This window comes from Bradyrhizobium iriomotense (assembly GCF_018130765.1).
GTDB classification, from domain to species: domain Bacteria; phylum Pseudomonadota; class Alphaproteobacteria; order Rhizobiales; family Xanthobacteraceae; genus Bradyrhizobium; species Bradyrhizobium iriomotense_A.
This window is the reverse complement of sequence record NZ_JAFCJZ010000016.1, coordinates 126,439-143,312: the sequence shown is the minus strand read 5'-3', so window position 1 is coordinate 143,312 and position 16,874 is coordinate 126,439. Positions and strand designations below refer to the sequence as shown.

Genomic DNA, 16,874 nt, shown 5'->3' with positions numbered 1-16,874 from the left:
GATTAGCTGCGTCGGTCGATGCGTTTTTGCTCGGGTCTGGTGGCTAACAGCTGGAGTTGCTGCATGGCGCCACTGACATCCGGCTAGCAAACCGTCGCCGCAATAGATCAGCCTATCTTTCCCTTGGGCATTTCTTTCCCTTGGGCATTGCGGTCGCGGCGACGTCCGATTGCGCCCGCAAATTATCCATGCCCCCGGAGGCACACTCGTGGTTGTGGAATTCTCTCGGTCTGAGCCTGCATATCACTGCCGTTTCCGCACGAGGCGGACGTGCCGGTCAGAAGGAGCTATTCACGCCGCGCATCAGCCCTTATTCCGTCGGATGTAATTTCATAGTCGTCGTCGCGATGCCTGAGCCAGCCTGCCTTTACCATCGCGATCGCGGTCTCTTCACTGCATAACCGGTGGTTACCGCCAGGATAGTACAATTTCCCATCATGTGCGACCAAACGGCCGTACAGGTGCGCTTGCCGTAGCACTCTCCGCATTCCGGGCGTGGGGTTGACCATGATGCCCACAAACCTTGGGGGCAGCAGTCCTTCGAACGAAAATATATCGCGGCGCGCTGCCCGCTGCGAGGAGTATTACCGAATTGATCACCGCATTGCAGAACGATGGCGCAACACGTTGCCGGACGGGGAGATGGGTCGCTATTGCGGTAACTTCGTCACAGGTCTGCCAGCAACTTGCGAGCTTCCACGAGATCGCGTGTTTCCAAGCCCTCTCTGAACCAGCTGTAGATCGGCACAAGAGCGTCGCGCGCCTCTCGCCGCATGCCGCGTGCCGCCTGGAGTCTGGCGCGCGCAACGCTTGCGCGAAGCTCGGGCAGCCTTGCTCCCTGGGCAGCGGCAATTTCAATCGCGGCCTCGAACTCCGCGTCCGCTTGATTTTCGGCCTCCTCCCCGGCTGCCAGCAACAGCAGTTCACCGCGCTCCCGGTGAAGTTCGACGGCGCACCAGCTCTCGAGACTTGCGTCCGCAATTGCGACCGCTTCGTCGATGACCCGAAGCCCGGCCATGGCGTTTCCGGCCTTGCGATGAAGCGCCGCGAGCAAGCCAAGATGGTGCGGAATACGTAGCCCCGCACTTGTACGCCGGAAATCCTCGAGCCCGGCATCAAAGTCCGCAAGACCTTCCTCAAGCCTGCCGAATTCAGCGATCGCCCAGGCGCGAACGAGGCTGGCCCATGCGCCATAGTAGTCGAAGCGGTACTCGGCGCAGATGTCGCGTGACTCTGCAGCGGCTTTCAGTGCGGCATCGGGCTCTTGCCGGAATTGATATAGCATCGCCAGATAGTTGAGCGCGAGCGCGATGCTGAATGGATGTGAAATCTCACGCGCGACGGCGAGCCCTTTCTCAGCAATCCCAAGGCTACGAACGGGATAGCCGAGATGCCAGTCGCAATGGCTCATGTAGGCGCGGCAGAATACGCTCATGTCAATTCCGTAGACCTCGGAATAATAGCGGCCGCGGTATTCGCCGGCTTGTGCGCTTCTCTCGAGCCGGTCGCGCGAGAATTGAAACTGGCCGAGGTGGAATGAGAGCACTCCCGCAAGATGATCGGCTTCGGCTTGACGCACGGGATCACCGCTTCGTTTCGCTAGTGCCTCCGTCTCCTCGACGAGGCTTGTGACCTCCCGCAGGTTGGCGCGCACGTGGTAGACGTGGCCGAGCCCCTTCAACGCGGCGGAGAGATCAACCTCGCTCTGCAACTCGCGGCTGAGCTCCTGTGCGCGCTGGAACGCCGCTTCTGCCTCGCGTGAAGCAAATCCTTTTGTTGCAATCAGCGGGCCGCCAAGCCCAAGCTGCAGGGCAAGCTCGAAGCGCGAGCGTGATGCTCCAGAAGGAAGTGCTTGGGCGCACTCGAGCCCCGATCTCAGATGGGCAATTGCCTCCATATTCGCCGATCGGGCGGCTGCGAGGCGGCCGGCCTTCAGCCAGTATGGAATGGCCCTCTCGGCCAATCCCGCCTCGCCAAAGTGACGGGCGACGAGCTCCGGCTGTGCTTCGACAAGTTGCGGAAAGAGCGCTTCGATCGATGTGGCAATCCGCGCGTGCAGCTCCTGGCGGCGCCGCTTGAGCAGGCTTTCGTAGGCGGCATCGCGCACCAGGGCGTGCTTGAAGACATAGGTAGCGGCAGGCGCGAGGCCGCGCCGGAAAACGAGCTCTGCCGCTACCAGGCGGTCAAGCGCCGCGGCGAGCTCCCCACCTGGCATCGACACGACCGCAGCAAGCAGCTCGTGATCGAACTCACGGCCGATACAGGCTCCGATCTGGGCAACCTCCTTGACTGGGGCAAGACGGTCAAGCCGCGCCATCAACGAATCGTGCAGCGTCGCCGGGATCGCCAAGGACGGGAATGCTCCGGCGAGCACGTAGCGAGCGCCGGTGTAGCGGAGGATCCCGGCTTCAAGAACGGCCTTCGTGAGCTCCTCGGTAAAGAGCGGCACACCCTCGGTCCGCGCCAGAATCTGGTCGAGGACCTCGGCGGGAAGCGCTTTGCCTTCGGTGATCCGGTCGACGAGTACAACCACCTGCGCCTGTGGCAGGCGATTTAGCATGAGCAACGTGACGTGCGGAAACCCGGTCCATGGCGGTGGGAGTTCCGGGCGGAATGTGGCGACGACCAGCACTGGCAGGTCCTGAAGACGATCCACGATCTGGTCGAACAGCTCGCGCGAGGTGGGATCGAGCCAGTGCGCGTCTTCAAGCACCATCAGCACCGGGCCACGAGCGGCAAGTCGATTGAGCCGGGCCAGGAATGTGCGGAACAGGAGCGCCTTCCTTTGCTGCGGCGACATCTCTGGCTGGGTGCTCGGCCTCTCGTTTGGAATGCCGAGCAGATCGGCAAGAAGCTGGATTGCATCGCTAGACAGCCCTTCGCCGTTTTCGCCAAGGAGCAATTCGAGGCGCTTGAGTCGTGTTTCCGCGGTATCCTCGGGTGCGAACCGCGCCTCGCGCTCGAGCTGCGAGATGAAGGGAAAGAGCGGGCTGTTTAGGTGATGCGGCGAACAGGCGTAGCTAACGAGCGTGATTTGTTCGGCCTGTAGTCGTTCGCGCAGCGCGAGCACCAATCGTGATTTTCCGATTCCTGGCTCGCCAAAAATCAGGACGACCTGTCCAGCCCGTCCTTTGGCAAGCCGCCACCGTGACAGCGTCAAATCGAGCTCCTCGCTGCGCCCGACGAGTGGCGTGACGTGGGCTCCGTGCAAAGCCTCGAACCTGCTCTCTACCCGGCCTTCGCCGATGACCCGCCAAGCTTGCACCGGCTCGGCAAAGCCCTTGAGCCGAAGGGAACCGAGCTCAATAAATTCGAAGAGATCGCCGACCAGGCGGCGCGTGCTGTCGGCGATAACGACCGTACCTGGCTCCGCAACCTGTTGCAGACGGGCCGCGAGATTAGGCGTCTCCCCAGTGACCGCTTCCTCCCTCGCAGCACCTTCCCCGAGCAGATCACCCACCACGACAAGCCCGGTGGCGATGCCGACGCGTGCTGCCAGCAAGCCTCCTGCGCCTGACGACATGCCGCTGACCGCTGTTGCGACCGCAAGTCCCGCCCGGACAGCTTGCTCTGCCGCATCTTCGCTTGCGCGCGGCCAGCCGAAATAGGCCTGCACACCGTCTCCCAGAAACTTCGCGACGTGGCCCTCCAGTCGCGCAATCTCTCCCGCCACCGTGTTCGAGTAGGCCCGCATGACCTCGCGCAGCTCCTCGGGATCGAGACGGCGGCTGAGGTCGGTCGAGCCGACGAGATCGACGAACATGAGCGTGAGCTGACGGCGCTCCACCGAAGCGGGGGGCCGCGCCGCCGCCAGGTCCGCTGGTAGCAGGCCGATTGCATCGAGAAGCTTCCGCCGGTGGCCGACGGCCTGGACTCCAATCTCCTTGAGATCTTCAACCGTCAGGTGGGACAGGATCTCAAGGTCAATTCCGTTGTCGCGGAACCTCTGCTCATAGGATTGCAGGCCCAGGCTGCGCAGCCATTCTCCGATGTCCAACTTCGTCTCCGTAGCCCCCTCGATTACGGATCCCCTCCTCCGCTTGTCAGGCGGCCGGTCGCTGTGCGGCAGACGGCCTGACGTTCTGGTTTAGCCGGAACAGGTTGCCGGGATCGTACTTGGCCTTCAACGCGGCAAGACGGGCGTAATTCGGGCCGTAGGCGCCGGCTACGCGATCGGTCTCGTCCTCCGGCATGAAGTTGACATAGACGCCGCCGGTTGCGTGAGGCGCGGTCTCAGTAAAGAGCCTGCGCGCCCAGGCGATCGAACGTTGCTCATCCGCCGGATCGCGCCATCGCGTGTGAACGTTCATGACAAACTTCGCATCGCGGTGGGGGAACGCCGTGGCGTCGACGGCCATGCGACTGGTGGCGCCACCAAGCTGACCAATGAAAATCTCGCACTCCCCGGTCGGCAGGCTTGTCGTATGGCTTACCAGCGTGTCGAGAAGACCGTCGTTGAGCGCAACGAAATTATGCGACTTCCAGTAATTATAGGCGCCGGGCGTGAGCAGTGGGTCAAACGCGGTCTGCCAAGCCGCAAAGGGCTGCATGCCGATCACGTCTGCGATCGGCTCTCCGAGCGCGCGCAACGGCTCCAATGCACGCTTGCCCTCGTTCTCATCTCCCGCATAGCAGACGGCGAACGCGACGATTTCCTTGCCATGAACCTCGGCGGGCAAGAACGGCAGCGGCGGCGCCTGCCTGAGCACCACCCACACCGTCAGTTCGTCGGGCGCCCTGGCAGCGACGTCGCGATAGCCCGCGAGCAGCTCCTTCGCCCGCGCAAAGGGATGGACGATGAGCCCGGCCAGAACCATCGGACCAACAGGGTGCAGGCGGAACTCGAACGAACTCACCACCCCGAAATTGGCCCCGCCTCCGCGCAGCGCCCAGAACAGGTCGGTATTCTCGGCGATGTTTGCCCGGACGAGCTCGCCTTCGGCCGTCACCACGTCGGCCGAGATCAGGTTGTCGACGGCAAGCCCGAACTTGCGGCTAAGCCACCCGAAGCCGCCGCCCAGCGTCAATCCCGCAACGCCGGTCGTCGAGTTGATCCCGAGCGGGGTGGCAAGGCCGAAAGCTTGCGCCTCCTTGTCGAAGTCGCCAAGCGTTGCCCCCGGGTCCACGCGCGCGGTGCGGTGAAATGGATCGACCCGGACGGAACGCATGAGCGAGAGATCGATCAAGAGCCCGCCGTCACAAACGGCATTGCCCGCGATGTTATGGCCGCCGCCGCGCACGGCGACCAAGAGGCCGTGCTCACGCGCAAGCCGTACGGCACGAATGATGTCTGCGGCCCCTCTGCAGCGCACGACCGCGCCTGGGCGACGATCGATCATCGCATTCCAGATCGTGCGTGCTTCATCGTAGCCCGGCTCCTCGGCCAGACAGACGTTGCCTCGCAAGGTTTGGCGAAAGGCAGCAATTGCATCGCTTTCAAGCGTAATCGCCCCGCCCTGCAGCGAGGCCAGCCGGATCTCCGCCATGGCATCTCCTCCGTGACTGGCGGTCAGTATTTCGGCAGTCAGCTCTCATGCTCTTGGACGGATCAGCAGAAGGGCGGCCACGCCCACGGACTCTTGCAACCGAAGCGGCGCGGAATTACCCCGCTGCACGCCGTTCGACATTGCGAACGGCAGATTTCCGCCTAGAGGTTAGTCTTCCGGCAAAACGAATGGTTCTGCGACAGAGTGTCTCGCGGATGAGGAGCGCCTACAAGCCCGCGCGGGTCTTTTGCCCGGGGGCGCTCTTGGGCATTCAAAACAGCTGCCGAAAGGCATATAAGCGACTTTGAATAAGCACAAACGGATAGTGGGGAGGATATTCATGCCCACGTCTGTTTCGTTGGATGTAAACGGCCGCGCGGTCACGATCGAAGTCGATGATCCGGGTATGCCGCTGCTCTACGCTCTGCGAGATAATCTTGAGTTGAAGGGGCCGCGCTTCGGCTGCGGACTAGGCCAGTGCGGCACCTGTGCTGTCCTATTGGATGGCGAGCCGGTACTTTCGTGTGAAACGCCTCTCACCAAGGCCGCAAACAAGAAGGTCGTGACGCTCGAGGGACTCGGCAGCCCGGAGCAGCCGTCGCCCGTTCAACAAGCCTTTATCGATGAACAGGCGGCACAGTGCGGCTACTGTCTTAACGGCATGATCATACAGGCGACCGCGCTGCTCGCGAAAACCAAGAACCCGTCGATTCCGCAGATCAAGAAGGCGCTCGCCGACAATCTTTGCCGTTGCGGTACGCATCTTCGGATTATTCGGGCGGTGCAACGGGCGGCCCGGAATGCATGAGGCAAAGGAGACAAGGATGCCGGATTTCGTCTCTACCCGTCGCGACGTGTTGAAGACCGGCGGCGCACTCCTCGTCACCTTCACGCTCGCGGCGACGGCTTGTTCGGCTTTGGCGCAGAGCAGCGCCCGAAACAAGACTGTCGCATCCGACCAAGTCGACGCATTTCTGTCCATCGACGCCGACGGACAGGTCACTGTTTATTCCGGCAAAGTAGACCTCGGGACCGGATTGCGTACTGCGCTGACGCAGATCGCCGCTGAAGAGCTCGACGTGCCGCTCGATCAGGTAAACCTCATTCAAGGCGACACCGCGCTGACGCCCGATCAGGGTCCCACTTGGGGCAGCCTCTCGATCCAGAACGGCGGGATGCAGATCCGCAAGGCGGCGGCGACCGCGCGAAAGGCGCTCGCTGAGATGGCCGCTCAGCGCCTGGGCGTGTCGGCGGCCGGGCTGAGGATCGAGGACGGCTCAATCAAGGCCGGCGACAGGAGCATTTCATATGCCGAGCTCGTCGGCGGCAGCACGTTCTCGCTGAAGGTCGATAAGGACGCGCCAGTCAAGGACCCGGCATTGTACGCCATTGCCGGCAAGTCGGTGCCACGTGTCGATATTCCGCCAAAGGCGACCGGACACTTCACGTACATGCAGGATTTCCGCGTCCCCGGCATGTTGCATGGCCGCGTAGTTCGTCCATTGGCGATCGGCGCCAAACTTGAGAATGTCGACGGGTCTTCGGTGAACGACGTCCCGGGTTTCGTGAAGGTGGTGCGCGAAGGCAACTTCCTTGGCGTCGTGGCAACAACCGAATGGGGCGCCATTCAGGCGGCGCGCAAGCTGAAGGCGACCTGGTCAAAATGGGAAGGACTGCCGGAGCGCACGCACCTCTGGGAGCACGTTCGCGCCACTCGGGTCAACAGCGATGAGATTTCCTCCAATGTCGGAAACAGCGCCAATGCGCTGAGCGATGCGCCGAAACGCATTTCAGCGACGTACGATTTCGCCATCCACACGCATGGCTCTCTCGGCCCATCTTGCGCGGTGGTCGAGATTATTGAGGGCAAAATTACGTGCTGGAGCGCCTCGCAGGCGCCGCACCGGCTTAGAAATCAGCTTGCCGCGATGATGGCAATCCCCCTCGACAATGTGCGCTGCCTCTATATCGAAGGTTCAGGCTGTTACGGCCGAAACGGGCACGAAGACGCGGCCGGCGACGCCGCGCTCCTGTCCCGTGCTGTGGGGGGAAGACCCGTGCGCGTCCAGTGGATGCGGGCTGACGAGCACGGCTGGGACCCGAAGGGTCCGCCGATCCTCGTCGACCTGCGCGCCGGCCTTGACCGCGCAGGCCAAGTCGTCGCCTGGGAGTCGGAATCCTTCGTCCCCGAAGACGGCCTCAAACCGGTACCCCTCGTCGCGGCAACACTCGCCGGGCTGCCGTCAGCGACCGAGCCGCCGTTACAATACGTTCGGGCTAAGTTCCAGAACGTCTTCGCCGAGAACTCGGCTATTCCTTACACCCTCGCGAACGTCAAGACAGTCGCGCACCTCCTCGCCGAGACGCTATTCCGTCCGTCCTGGATCCGCTCGCCAGGGCGGCTGCAGAGCACCTTCGCCAATGAGTGCTTCATGGACGAGCTGGCGGCGTCTGTCGAAGCCGACCCACTCGAGTTTCGCCTTGCGCATCTTGACGACGCACGCGGTATTGAGCTCCTGCAACGGCTCACTACTCTTGCAAAATGGCAGAACCGACCTTCGCCGCAGAAGGGCGGCGGCGGCATCGCGCAAGGACGGGGCATCAGCTACGTCAAGTATGAGCTGGGGCGCACCTACGTCGGCGCCGTCGCCGAGGTCGAGGTCGACCGGCGGACTGGTGAGATCAGCGTGCAGCGCTTCTTTGTCGTGCACGATTGCGGGCAGATCATCAATCCCGACGGGGTGAAAAATCAAATCGAAGGAAACATCATCCAGACCGTCAGTCGCACCTTGAAGGAGGAAATCCTTTTTGACCGCTCGGCGGTGACGAGCCTGCATTGGGCAACCTACCCGATCCTCACCTTCCCCGAGGTGCCGGACGTCATCATCGAGCTTATTGATCGTCCAAACGAAAGGCCTTGGGGGGCGGGCGAGCCAGCAGCCACGATCGTGCCATCCGCGATCTCGAATGCGGTTTTCGATGCTCTTGGCGTGCGGTTACGTTCCGTCCCGTTCACCCCGGTGAAGGTTTTGGCAGCGATCGAGGGGCACTGACCTGTAGTCGTTCAACAACTGTGAGATCAAGGGATGGTCCTGTCGAGGCACTCGTTGGTGACAGCGATGATAGCCCTTATCCTTATGGGCACGATCCCGGCGTCGGTGATTTGCGCGGCCCCGGAAAGAGAGGATCCGAGCGAAGATCTGTCAATTGGCAATAGCCTGGCCGATATGCTGGTCGCTGGCGAAACTGTCATCTCCCGCGAGCAGGACCGGATCAACGATCCAAAGCTCGGCGACAAGGGCCTTAGCGGCGGTGCGTTGATCGAACGGGCTCGCGAAATCTACCGCGCAACAAACGGCATCGATCCGGCATCAGTCGACCCCGCCTCCCGGCACGGCCGACTGCTGCGCGCCCAAATGGATGCGATCATCGAGGTCATGGACGCAAATCAGGCAACGATCAACGCGACAGGGACCGGGTTCAAGGGGTTCATCCCGGCGGTGTTCGCGCGCCTGGTCAACGAAGCGTTTGCCCGCAGAGCAAAGGGCGAGGCTGAAGTGAAGGTCACGGGCCCGCCCGATCGCATCCGCAACCGAAAAGCACGTCCAGACGCGTGGGAGGCCGATGTCATAAAATCAAAGCTGCTCGCGTCGAACTGGCTGCGCGATCAGGCCTATTCAGCTGCTGTCGAAACGCGCGGGCGTCCGGCGTTCCGAGTCATGGTGCCCCAATACTACGATCAAACCTGTCTGGCTTGCCACGGTTCACCAAAAGGCGAAGTCGACATAACAGGCTACCCGAAGGAAGGCGCGAAATTGGATGAGCTGGGCGGCGTCATTAGCATCATTCTCTACCGATAGCCCGGCATTTGAGCATGCGAGGCTCGCGACGATGGCGCGACTGAACATCCGAACCCGGATCATTCTTCTATCGAGCGCGCTGCTCCTCGTTATCTTGGGAACGAATATCTATCTCACACGCAAGCTAACGGATAACTCGGCGGTTGTTGCCGAAGTGGCTGATTTGATCGATGTGATCGAATCGGCAAATGGCGCACGCGTCGCGTTCGGGGAGTTGCGTTATTGGTTGACCGACCTCGCCGTTAGCATGCTGACACTTTCGGAGAGAAATGCCGAAGAAGCTCGGAGCCGAATGGAGCATCTTCTCGACCAGGTAGCGGCGAGGAAACCCGACCGCATTGACGCCGTTCGGGCGGAGCTGGCGCAGTTTCAGAAATTCGCCGCTGATGCCGTTGAGGAGTACACTGCTGATCGCCGAGTGATGGGCAATTCTCTCCTGGCTCAGGCGCGACAACACAGTGCAGTCGTTGATGAGCTCTTGAGATCAATCGTCACTGAATTAACCCGAGAGGCGGCTGCGGCTCGCGAACGTGCGGTTGCGGATGTCGACACTGCGACCCGGATCACGCAGGGGATCACAGTGCTCGTGGTGACCATGGGAGCACTCGTCACTTTCTTCCTGTTGCGCTCGATCACGCTTCCGCTGCGGCGACTTGTCGTGGCGATCGATGGCCTCAACGCCGGGAACGTGGAAGTCCAGATTCCGGCTGCGGGCCAGGACGAGATCGGTGCCATGGCACGGACATTGGCGATGTTCCGCGACACTCTTACAGAGCGGGACCGGTTGACTGCCGAACGGGAGCATGAACGCAAGACGCTGGCGGCCGCAATCGCAACCATCTCGGATGGCTTCGTTCTCTATGACGCGGACGACCGCATCGTGGCGTGCAATGAGCGTGTGCGCGAGATCTACCCCGCCGTGGCAGACCTCTTCCGGCCCGGCACCAGATTACGCGAGATTCTCGAAGCAGGAGTTGCACGCTCTGTGCCGGAGCTGAATGAGCGGACGCCAGAGGAGTGGATTGAGGGACGCCTGAGAGAGCATTCAGCGCCCTACAGCGTGGCTGAATATTCGTACCTGAATGATCGTTGGGTCCGCATCACCGAGCGCAGGACCCATGACGGCGGAACAGTCGCCGTTTACACCGACATCACCGAGCTGAAGCGCCGTCAGATCGAACTCGAGCAGGCGCGCGAGGAGGCAGAGGCGGCAAATCGAACGAAGAGCCAGTTTCTCGCAAATATGAGCCACGAACTTCGAACACCCCTGAACGCCATCATTGGCATCGCCGAGGTGCTCCACGAGGAAGCGCAGGAAGAACGTGAGGAAGCTATTTCCGAGCCCGTTGGGCGTATCGTGCGGGCAGGCAAACACCTTCTCATGCTGATCAACGATATCCTCGACTTGTCCAAGATCGAAGCCGGCAAGCTCGATCTGTATCCAGAAGAGCTCGATGTCGCGACACTGGTTGGCGAACTCGCGAAGACAACCCAGCCGATCGCCGACAGGAGCAGCAACCAACTTGTCGTCGACTGCCCTGCGGACATTGGGGCGATGCAGGCGGACTCGACCCGGGTGCGTCAAGTGCTTCTGAACTTGCTTAGCAATGCGTGCAAGTTCACGGAAGGGGGCGAGATCCGCCTCACCGCCAAGCGCGAAGCTGACGGATCGGCCGAATGGTTGATCTTCACCGTAGCCGATACCGGCATCGGAATGACGGAGGAGCAACTTGGCCGCCTCTTCCAGGAGTTCTCTCAGGCCGACAGCTCGACGACGCGCAAGTACGGCGGGACCGGGCTGGGTTTGGCAATTAGCCGGCACCTATCTCGAGCAATGGGCGGAGAAATCACTGTCAAGAGCGCGCCAGGTTGCGGCGCGGCCTTCACCGTCCGTCTACCTGCTCAAGCTGTTCAGGGGACGCCACTGCGCGCCGAGATGCCAGCGGTTGCGCCGGGCATCCCACCGATTCGCGGCACGGGCGGCACGGCTCCGCGCGTGCTCGTCATCGACGACGATCTCAATACCCTGGATGTCATGCGTCGCTTCCTCAGCAAGGAAGGTTTTGACGTCTTGACTGCGCAGGGAGGACGAGAAGGCCTCAAGCTCGCGCGTGAGGTTCGCCCCTCGCTGATTACACTGGATGTATTGATGCCTGAGCCCGACGGCTGGAGCGTGCTCCGAGAACTCAAATCGACCTCGGAGTTGGCGGCGATTCCGGTGATCATGCTAACCATCGTTGATGAGCGCAGCAAAGGCTATGCGCTTGGCGCGAGCGAATACATCACCAAGCCGATCGACTGGGCACGGCTCCGAGCGGTATTACGTCATCTGAACGGAAGTCCAAGAGATATTCTCGTCATAGAGGATGATGAGGGGACGCGGCGACTGCTGACGTCGACACTCGCCGATGAGGGCTGGCGGACCATCGAAGCCGGGGACGGTCGAGAGGGATTGACGCGGCTTCGGGAACGCAGGCCGAGTCTGATCCTGCTCGATCTCATGATGCCTGACATGGACGGGTTCAAATTTCTCGAACTGCTCCGAGGTGATGCGGCATTCAGCAATATTCCGGTCGTCGCGATGACGGCTACCAGCTTGAGCGAGGCGGACCGCCGCCGACTCGATAGCGGAATTGCGGAGTTCGTGTCCAAAGCGGCCTGCGACCGCGACGAGTTGCTGGCAAGAATCCGGGATTTCGTCGTGCACAACGTCCCCATCGGTGGAATGCAGCAGCGGGCCGAACGCGATGGCTAAGATCCTGTACATTGAGGACAACGAGGACAACATCTACATGATGTCGCGCAGGTTGCAGCGAAAGGGCTACGAGGTCCTCATCGCCCGCGACGGCGCGGACGGCTTGGCGCAAGCCAAGAGCCGGGTCCCGGCCCTTATTCTGATGGACCTAGGGCTACCAGTCATCGACGGTTGGGAAGTTACACGGCAGTTGCGCGAAGCACCGGAAACTGCGGCTGTCCCGATTGTTGCACTGTCCGCCCACGCCATGCCGGAGGATCGCGAGCGAGCATTCGCGGCGGGCTGTGATGACTTCTTTGCGAAACCGGTCAATTTTCCGCGCCTGATTGATCGAATCGACGCCCTGCTGAACGCGACGCCGAAGACATGAATGAGCCGCACCCCGTGATTCTCGTCGTAGATGATAACGAGGACAATCGTTATCTGCTCACGCGTCGATTGCGGCGCCTGGGCTATGAAACAGTGCTGACCGCTAACGACGGGGCCGAGGCAATCGCCATGGTTGCCAAACAGCCCTTAGACCTCATCCTCCTCGATGTCCTCATGCCAGGGATGAATGGCCATCAAGTGCTGGAACAGCTCAAGGCATGTCCGGCATCGCGAGAGATCCGAGTCATCATGATTTCCGCAGTGGACGAGATTGAAAGCGTGGTTCGCGGTATCGAACTCGGCGCCGACGACTATCTTCTGAAGCCTTTCAATCCCGTGGTTCTCGGCGCTCGTGTCGGCGCATGTCTTGAGAAGAAACGTCTGCGCGACAGGGAGGCCTACTACCTCGAAGAAATCGAGCGCGAGAGGCGGCGCGGCGACGAATTGTTGCAGGCCATCCTGCCGCCGAGCGCGGTGGCCGAGCTGAAGGCGACCAACGAGGTTAAGCCTCGTCGCATGGAGGATGTCACGGTGCTGTTCAGCGACATCGTCGGGTTTACGCGATACTGCGATCGCCATCCGGCCGAGCAGGTCGTGTCTGAGCTTCGCACTCTTGTCGACGCGTTCGAGGACATCGTCGAAGCGCACGCCATGGAAAAGATAAAGACCATCGGAGATGCGTTCCTTTCCACCGCGGGGCTTCTTCATCCCATGGAGAACGGCGTGCTGGCCGCGGTGCGGTGTGCAAGGGCGATGATCGAGACCTCGCAGAGACTCAAGCCCGGCTGGGCGGTCCGCATCGGGATTCATAGCGGCCCCGTGGTCGCTGGGATCATGGGCCGGCGCCAATACTCGTTTGATTTGTGGGGAGACACTGTCAACACTGCCGCCCGTGTCACCTCTCATGCGGAAGGCGGATCGATCCTAATGAGTGCTACCGCATGGGCCCGGATTCAGCACTGCTGTACGGGCCGAAGCCGCGGATTAGTGGAGCTCAAGGGGAAGGGGGCGGTAGAACTGTTCGAATGCGATGGTCTTCGATACCCTGAAACTGTGACACGGTGACATTTCGAGTCATGCTCCCCGATTTCGATGAACGCGGTCGATGAGCGCGCAACGAAATTCGCCAGCCGATTGAGCCCCTCAGAAGTTCCAACCTGTTGTGTTGATTTGATCCGCAACGTTTTGCACCCTTAAGAGAAGGTCCGGTTGTGGCCCTGGCCGGACCTCCCACGATTTCCGCTTTTCCGCCGCTCTTGGGAGCTAAGCAGACATCACTTAGAGATTGCAGAACGGTCGCGATTTGTGAGTACCCACCATCCGCTAATTTAGTTTGCCCTTTTGGGCATCGGGCGATGGATGTGTGGCCTTTGCCGAATTGCGCGCCTCCATCCGGTCAGCCAGCATCCGAAGCTCATCCGCAAGAACGGTCCTTTTCGGCACCGGATAATCATGGGAAATGCGATCATTCATATAGACGCGGAAAAGCACTTCTTCCGCAGTCTCAACGATCTGCACTCTTTCAATGCCGGGAAGGGCCATGCTGTCTGCGGCCGGACTTCCAATCGCCTCCTCTAACGAGGTCCTCAACGCACCGATAAGGTCTGCCGTCTCTATTGTGCTTAGAGCGATTTCATGTTCACCGCGCTCGTCGGTGAACCCAATAATCACCCTTCCATCCCGTGAATCCGTATAGGTTAGTTTCATAATCTTGGCTCTCATTAGGGACACAACCTTACTACGATACATGCTTCTGCTAATAACCGCGAAGTCAGCGGTCACGACGTTGCCGTTCCCGACCGCGTTCTCGCCAACGCCAACCGCGTTATCGACCGATTGCGCTCGCTCATTTTGCAACGCTCGGAGTTCTGCCGCTGGCCCCGAGCCGATCAATGCGTAAGCCATAAGCATGTCGACTGTCTGGGTAGACTGGACGTTAGCCCGCGTTCGTCATAACCGCCGGTTGTCTTCTGAGACATGCGCACCCGGCCAAACGTCCTCTTTTGCGCCGGAAGCAGCCCTCTCCGCGAGGTCGCGCATTGACCCAAGTGAGACATCGCGGTCATCGGCCTAAAACTGCCAGCTGGCACGTGCCTGGTAACGCAGGTTGGCTCGTCAGTCGTTGAGAACTGCCAAGTGGGCCCCGCGAAGGCGCTCGGAGTCGGCAACAACGTCGATTTCGACGATCCCTGCCCGCGCGATAGTGAAGCCCACAAAGCGCCGCCCACGCCGTGCGAGCCAGCCACGTCCCCGAGAAGATTGAGCGCCTGGTCGGCCATGCCGGCGCACCATCGACCTCTCTATGCGCCCAGAGGCGCGGCACCGCGGTCGATTTTGAACACAACGTCCCGTTTTGCGGTTACGCGCCCCGCTCGAGCAGTTCCTTCAGCTTTTGCTCGTTTTTCGGCAGCTGCCTTCGCGCTTGCCGAAGGATGAGCGGAGCAAGCACCCTGGCGATCCCGTGGGCTTCTAATTCGAGGGCGATCGTTACGCGCGACCGCTTGCCGTCATCGAGTGGCTCAACTGTGCCTTTGGCAATCGCTGTGAGCGGGCCGCCAACACCGCGCACGGTCCACGTCCTCGGAGGGTTCAGTTCGGTTATCTCCTCCGTCCTCTGCAAATTCCGCGGACCGAGCCGCCGGGTCACCACGGCTTTCAGTGGGGCGTCACCTTCCCGGCGTGCCGATACGACGCCACCCTGCCATTCGGGGAAATGCGAAAAGTCCGTCGCGTATACGAAGACGTCTTCGGGCCGACGGGATATCTCAATGCTCTCTACGATCGTTGCCATCTGTGCCTCCTTTGCTCCGATCTCCTGCGGATGGTGCCGGGCCGAGGCGCGGAACATCCGTCGCCGAGGCCGCAAGTCGAGTTGGCGCAGGCGCTCCGGGTCAGCAAGGATGTCGTACTCGTCTGGGCCGACGGGCTCATCTCCTTTTCGCTCATGCTCTGGGCCTTCGCATCGTACTCCTCCGATCGCCTGGCGGATAGCCGGACGCCCCGAACCGGTCATTGCGGGCGAGAGAAAATCAGTTCTATACTTTCAAGACGCCGACAGCTGAGGAGGCGGTCATGCCCAAAGGAATCCGTCGTCCTTCGGGGGATGCTGTAGCTGGAAACGGTCTGATTGACCGGCGTGCACTTCTCGGACAGGGCGTCGCTATAGCAGGCGCGCTCAGCACGGGCGTCGGGGCCTCGCTGACAAGCGCCGCGGCCGAGCCCCTCAAGGATGATCCATGGAGCCTCGAGCCCGGTTCGAGCATCAAATCGTATGAGCTGCCGTCTCGGTTTGAGAAGAACGTCGCCCGAACGCTGAACAACCCCGACGGCCTGCCATTCGTTCAAACTGCGCGTACCCCGCATCACATGCTACACGGAATGATCACGCCGAATGGCCTGCACTTTGTGGTCGCCTATGGCGGCCCGCCCGACATCGATCCGGATAAACACCGCCTCGTTATCCACGGCCTCGTCAGACGCCCCTTGATGTTCACGCTTGAGGCACTTGCGCGCTATCCGATGGTGTCGCGTATCAGCTTCCTGGAATGCGGCGGCAACAGCGCACCGCTGTTTTCCCCCCAGCCGCTGCAGGGCAACGTTCAGGCACTGCACGGCCTCGCGTCTTGTGCTGAATGGACGGGTGTGAAACTCTCCACCCTGCTCGAAGAAACCGGCATTGATCCGAAGGCGAAATGGTTCATCGCCGAAGGCGCGGACGCGCCTCACCTGACACGCAGCGTGCCCGTGGCGAAGGCCTTGGACGACGCCATGATCGCCCTCTATCAAAATGGCGAGCGCCTCACGCCGAGTAACGGGTATCCGGTGCGCCTGCTGTTGCCCGGCTACGAGGGCAACATGAACGTCAAGTATCTGCGGCGCATCAAGCTCGTGACGGAACCAGCCATGGGCTTCTGGGAGACCAAGACCTACACGCAGCTTCTCCCGAACGGCGAGGCATACCAGTTTTATTTCCTGCAAGAAGTCAAATCGTTCATCACGCAGCCGTCTCCCGGAATGCCCCTAAAGCAGCCCGGCCTTTACCAGATTTCCGGTGTCGCATATTCCGGCACCGGCCGTATCGCCAGGGTTATGGTTTCGGCCGATGGCGGGCAGAGTTGGGCCGAAGCGGCGCTGCAGGAGCCGGTATTGGCGAAGGCTTTCACCCGTTTCCGCATGGCTTGGCATTGGAACGGTGGCCCCGCAATACTTCAAAGTCGGGCCTGGGATGAAGCCGGGAACTTCCAACCCACACGCGCCGAGTTCGTAGCTCAGCGCGGCGAGTTGAAGAATGTCCCCCCGATTGGGGCGTATCCCAACCAGCACTTCAACGCGGTCACTAGTTGGGCGGTCGACGCCAATGGGCAGATCAGCCATGCCTATACATAGAATTTTCGTCTATAGCGC

At 61.2% G+C, this 16,874-nt stretch carries 11 protein-coding genes; 7 read left to right on the top strand and 4 right to left on the bottom strand.

What is annotated here, in order from left to right; all coding sequences use genetic code 11:
- Window positions 1–667: 667 nt before the first annotated feature.
- Window positions 668–3,997, bottom strand: coding sequence for an adenylate/guanylate cyclase domain-containing protein (locus JQ635_RS25790; protein ID WP_211412582.1), 3,330 nt, complete (start codon window positions 3,995–3,997; stop codon window positions 668–670).
- 46 nt (window positions 3,998–4,043) lie between these two features.
- Complete coding sequence (locus JQ635_RS25785; RefSeq protein ID WP_211412581.1) at window positions 4,044–5,486, bottom strand: FAD-binding oxidoreductase; 1,443 nt, start codon at window positions 5,484–5,486, stop codon at window positions 4,044–4,046.
- A gap of 340 nt (window positions 5,487–5,826) precedes the next feature.
- Here JQ635_RS25785 and JQ635_RS25780 point away from each other — a divergent pair, with 340 nt between their 5' ends.
- The 6 genes from JQ635_RS25780 to JQ635_RS25755 all read left to right on the top strand — a co-directional run bounded on the left by JQ635_RS25780 (window position 5,827) and on the right by JQ635_RS25755 (window position 13,535).
- Window positions 5,827–6,294: a (2Fe-2S)-binding protein gene (locus tag JQ635_RS25780; RefSeq protein WP_211412580.1), complete on the top strand. Its 468-nt coding sequence runs from the start codon at window positions 5,827–5,829 to the stop codon at window positions 6,292–6,294.
- 16 nt (window positions 6,295–6,310) lie between these two features.
- Complete coding sequence (locus JQ635_RS25775) at window positions 6,311–8,539, top strand: xanthine dehydrogenase family protein molybdopterin-binding subunit (RefSeq protein ID WP_211412579.1); 2,229 nt, start codon at window positions 6,311–6,313, stop codon at window positions 8,537–8,539.
- Window positions 8,540–8,605: 66 nt separating this feature from the next.
- The gene (locus JQ635_RS25770; protein WP_211412578.1) at window positions 8,606–9,346 is read left to right on the top strand and encodes a Tll0287-like domain-containing protein; all 741 of its coding nucleotides are present in this window, start codon (window positions 8,606–8,608) and stop codon (window positions 9,344–9,346) included.
- A gap of 31 nt (window positions 9,347–9,377) precedes the next feature.
- Window positions 9,378–12,101: a response regulator gene (locus tag JQ635_RS25765; protein ID WP_211412577.1), complete on the top strand. Its 2,724-nt coding sequence runs from the start codon at window positions 9,378–9,380 to the stop codon at window positions 12,099–12,101.
- On the top strand, window positions 12,094–12,471 hold the full coding sequence (locus tag JQ635_RS25760; RefSeq protein WP_211412576.1) for a response regulator: 378 nt from the start codon (window positions 12,094–12,096) through the stop codon (window positions 12,469–12,471). The genes JQ635_RS25765 and JQ635_RS25760 overlap by 8 nt, the downstream gene beginning before the upstream one ends.
- Window positions 12,468–13,535: an adenylate/guanylate cyclase domain-containing protein gene (locus tag JQ635_RS25755; RefSeq protein ID WP_211412575.1), complete on the top strand. Its 1,068-nt coding sequence runs from the start codon at window positions 12,468–12,470 to the stop codon at window positions 13,533–13,535. Before JQ635_RS25760 ends, JQ635_RS25755 begins: the two co-directional genes overlap by 4 nt.
- A 258-nt stretch (window positions 13,536–13,793) precedes the next feature.
- Here JQ635_RS25755 and JQ635_RS25750 read toward each other — a convergent pair whose 3' ends face one another.
- Window positions 13,794–14,375 carry a hypothetical protein gene (locus tag JQ635_RS25750; protein ID WP_211412574.1) on the bottom strand — a complete coding sequence of 194 codons (582 nt, stop codon included), beginning with the start codon at window positions 14,373–14,375 and terminating at the stop codon, window positions 13,794–13,796.
- 454 nt (window positions 14,376–14,829) lie between these two features.
- Window positions 14,830–15,261 carry an SRPBCC family protein gene (locus JQ635_RS25745; RefSeq protein ID WP_211412573.1) on the bottom strand — a complete coding sequence of 144 codons (432 nt, stop codon included), beginning with the start codon at window positions 15,259–15,261 and terminating at the stop codon, window positions 14,830–14,832.
- Window positions 15,262–15,542: 281 nt separating this feature from the next.
- Here JQ635_RS25745 and soxC point away from each other — a divergent pair, with 281 nt between their 5' ends.
- A complete protein-coding gene (gene soxC, locus JQ635_RS25740) occupies window positions 15,543–16,856 on the top strand; it encodes a sulfite dehydrogenase (protein ID WP_211412572.1) in 1,314 nt (437 codons plus the stop codon).
- Window positions 16,857–16,874: the final 18 nt, after the last annotated feature.

Coding starts and splice junctions, on each gene's coding strand:
- JQ635_RS25785 (WP_211412581.1), bottom strand. CDS start 5,486: ATGGCGGAGATCCGGCTGGCCTCGCTGCAGGGCGGGGCGATTACGCTT.
- JQ635_RS25780 (WP_211412580.1), top strand. CDS start 5,827: ATGCCCACGTCTGTTTCGTTGGATGTAAACGGCCGCGCGGTCACGATC.
- JQ635_RS25775 (WP_211412579.1), top strand. CDS start 6,311: ATGCCGGATTTCGTCTCTACCCGTCGCGACGTGTTGAAGACCGGCGGC.
- JQ635_RS25770 (WP_211412578.1), top strand. CDS start 8,606: ATGATAGCCCTTATCCTTATGGGCACGATCCCGGCGTCGGTGATTTGC.
- JQ635_RS25765 (WP_211412577.1), top strand. CDS start 9,378: ATGGCGCGACTGAACATCCGAACCCGGATCATTCTTCTATCGAGCGCG.
- JQ635_RS25760 (WP_211412576.1), top strand. CDS start 12,094: ATGGCTAAGATCCTGTACATTGAGGACAACGAGGACAACATCTACATG.
- JQ635_RS25755 (WP_211412575.1), top strand. CDS start 12,468: ATGAATGAGCCGCACCCCGTGATTCTCGTCGTAGATGATAACGAGGAC.
- JQ635_RS25750 (WP_211412574.1), bottom strand. CDS start 14,375: ATGGCTTACGCATTGATCGGCTCGGGGCCAGCGGCAGAACTCCGAGCG.
- JQ635_RS25745 (WP_211412573.1), bottom strand. CDS start 15,261: ATGGCAACGATCGTAGAGAGCATTGAGATATCCCGTCGGCCCGAAGAC.
- soxC (WP_211412572.1), top strand. CDS start 15,543: ATGCCCAAAGGAATCCGTCGTCCTTCGGGGGATGCTGTAGCTGGAAAC.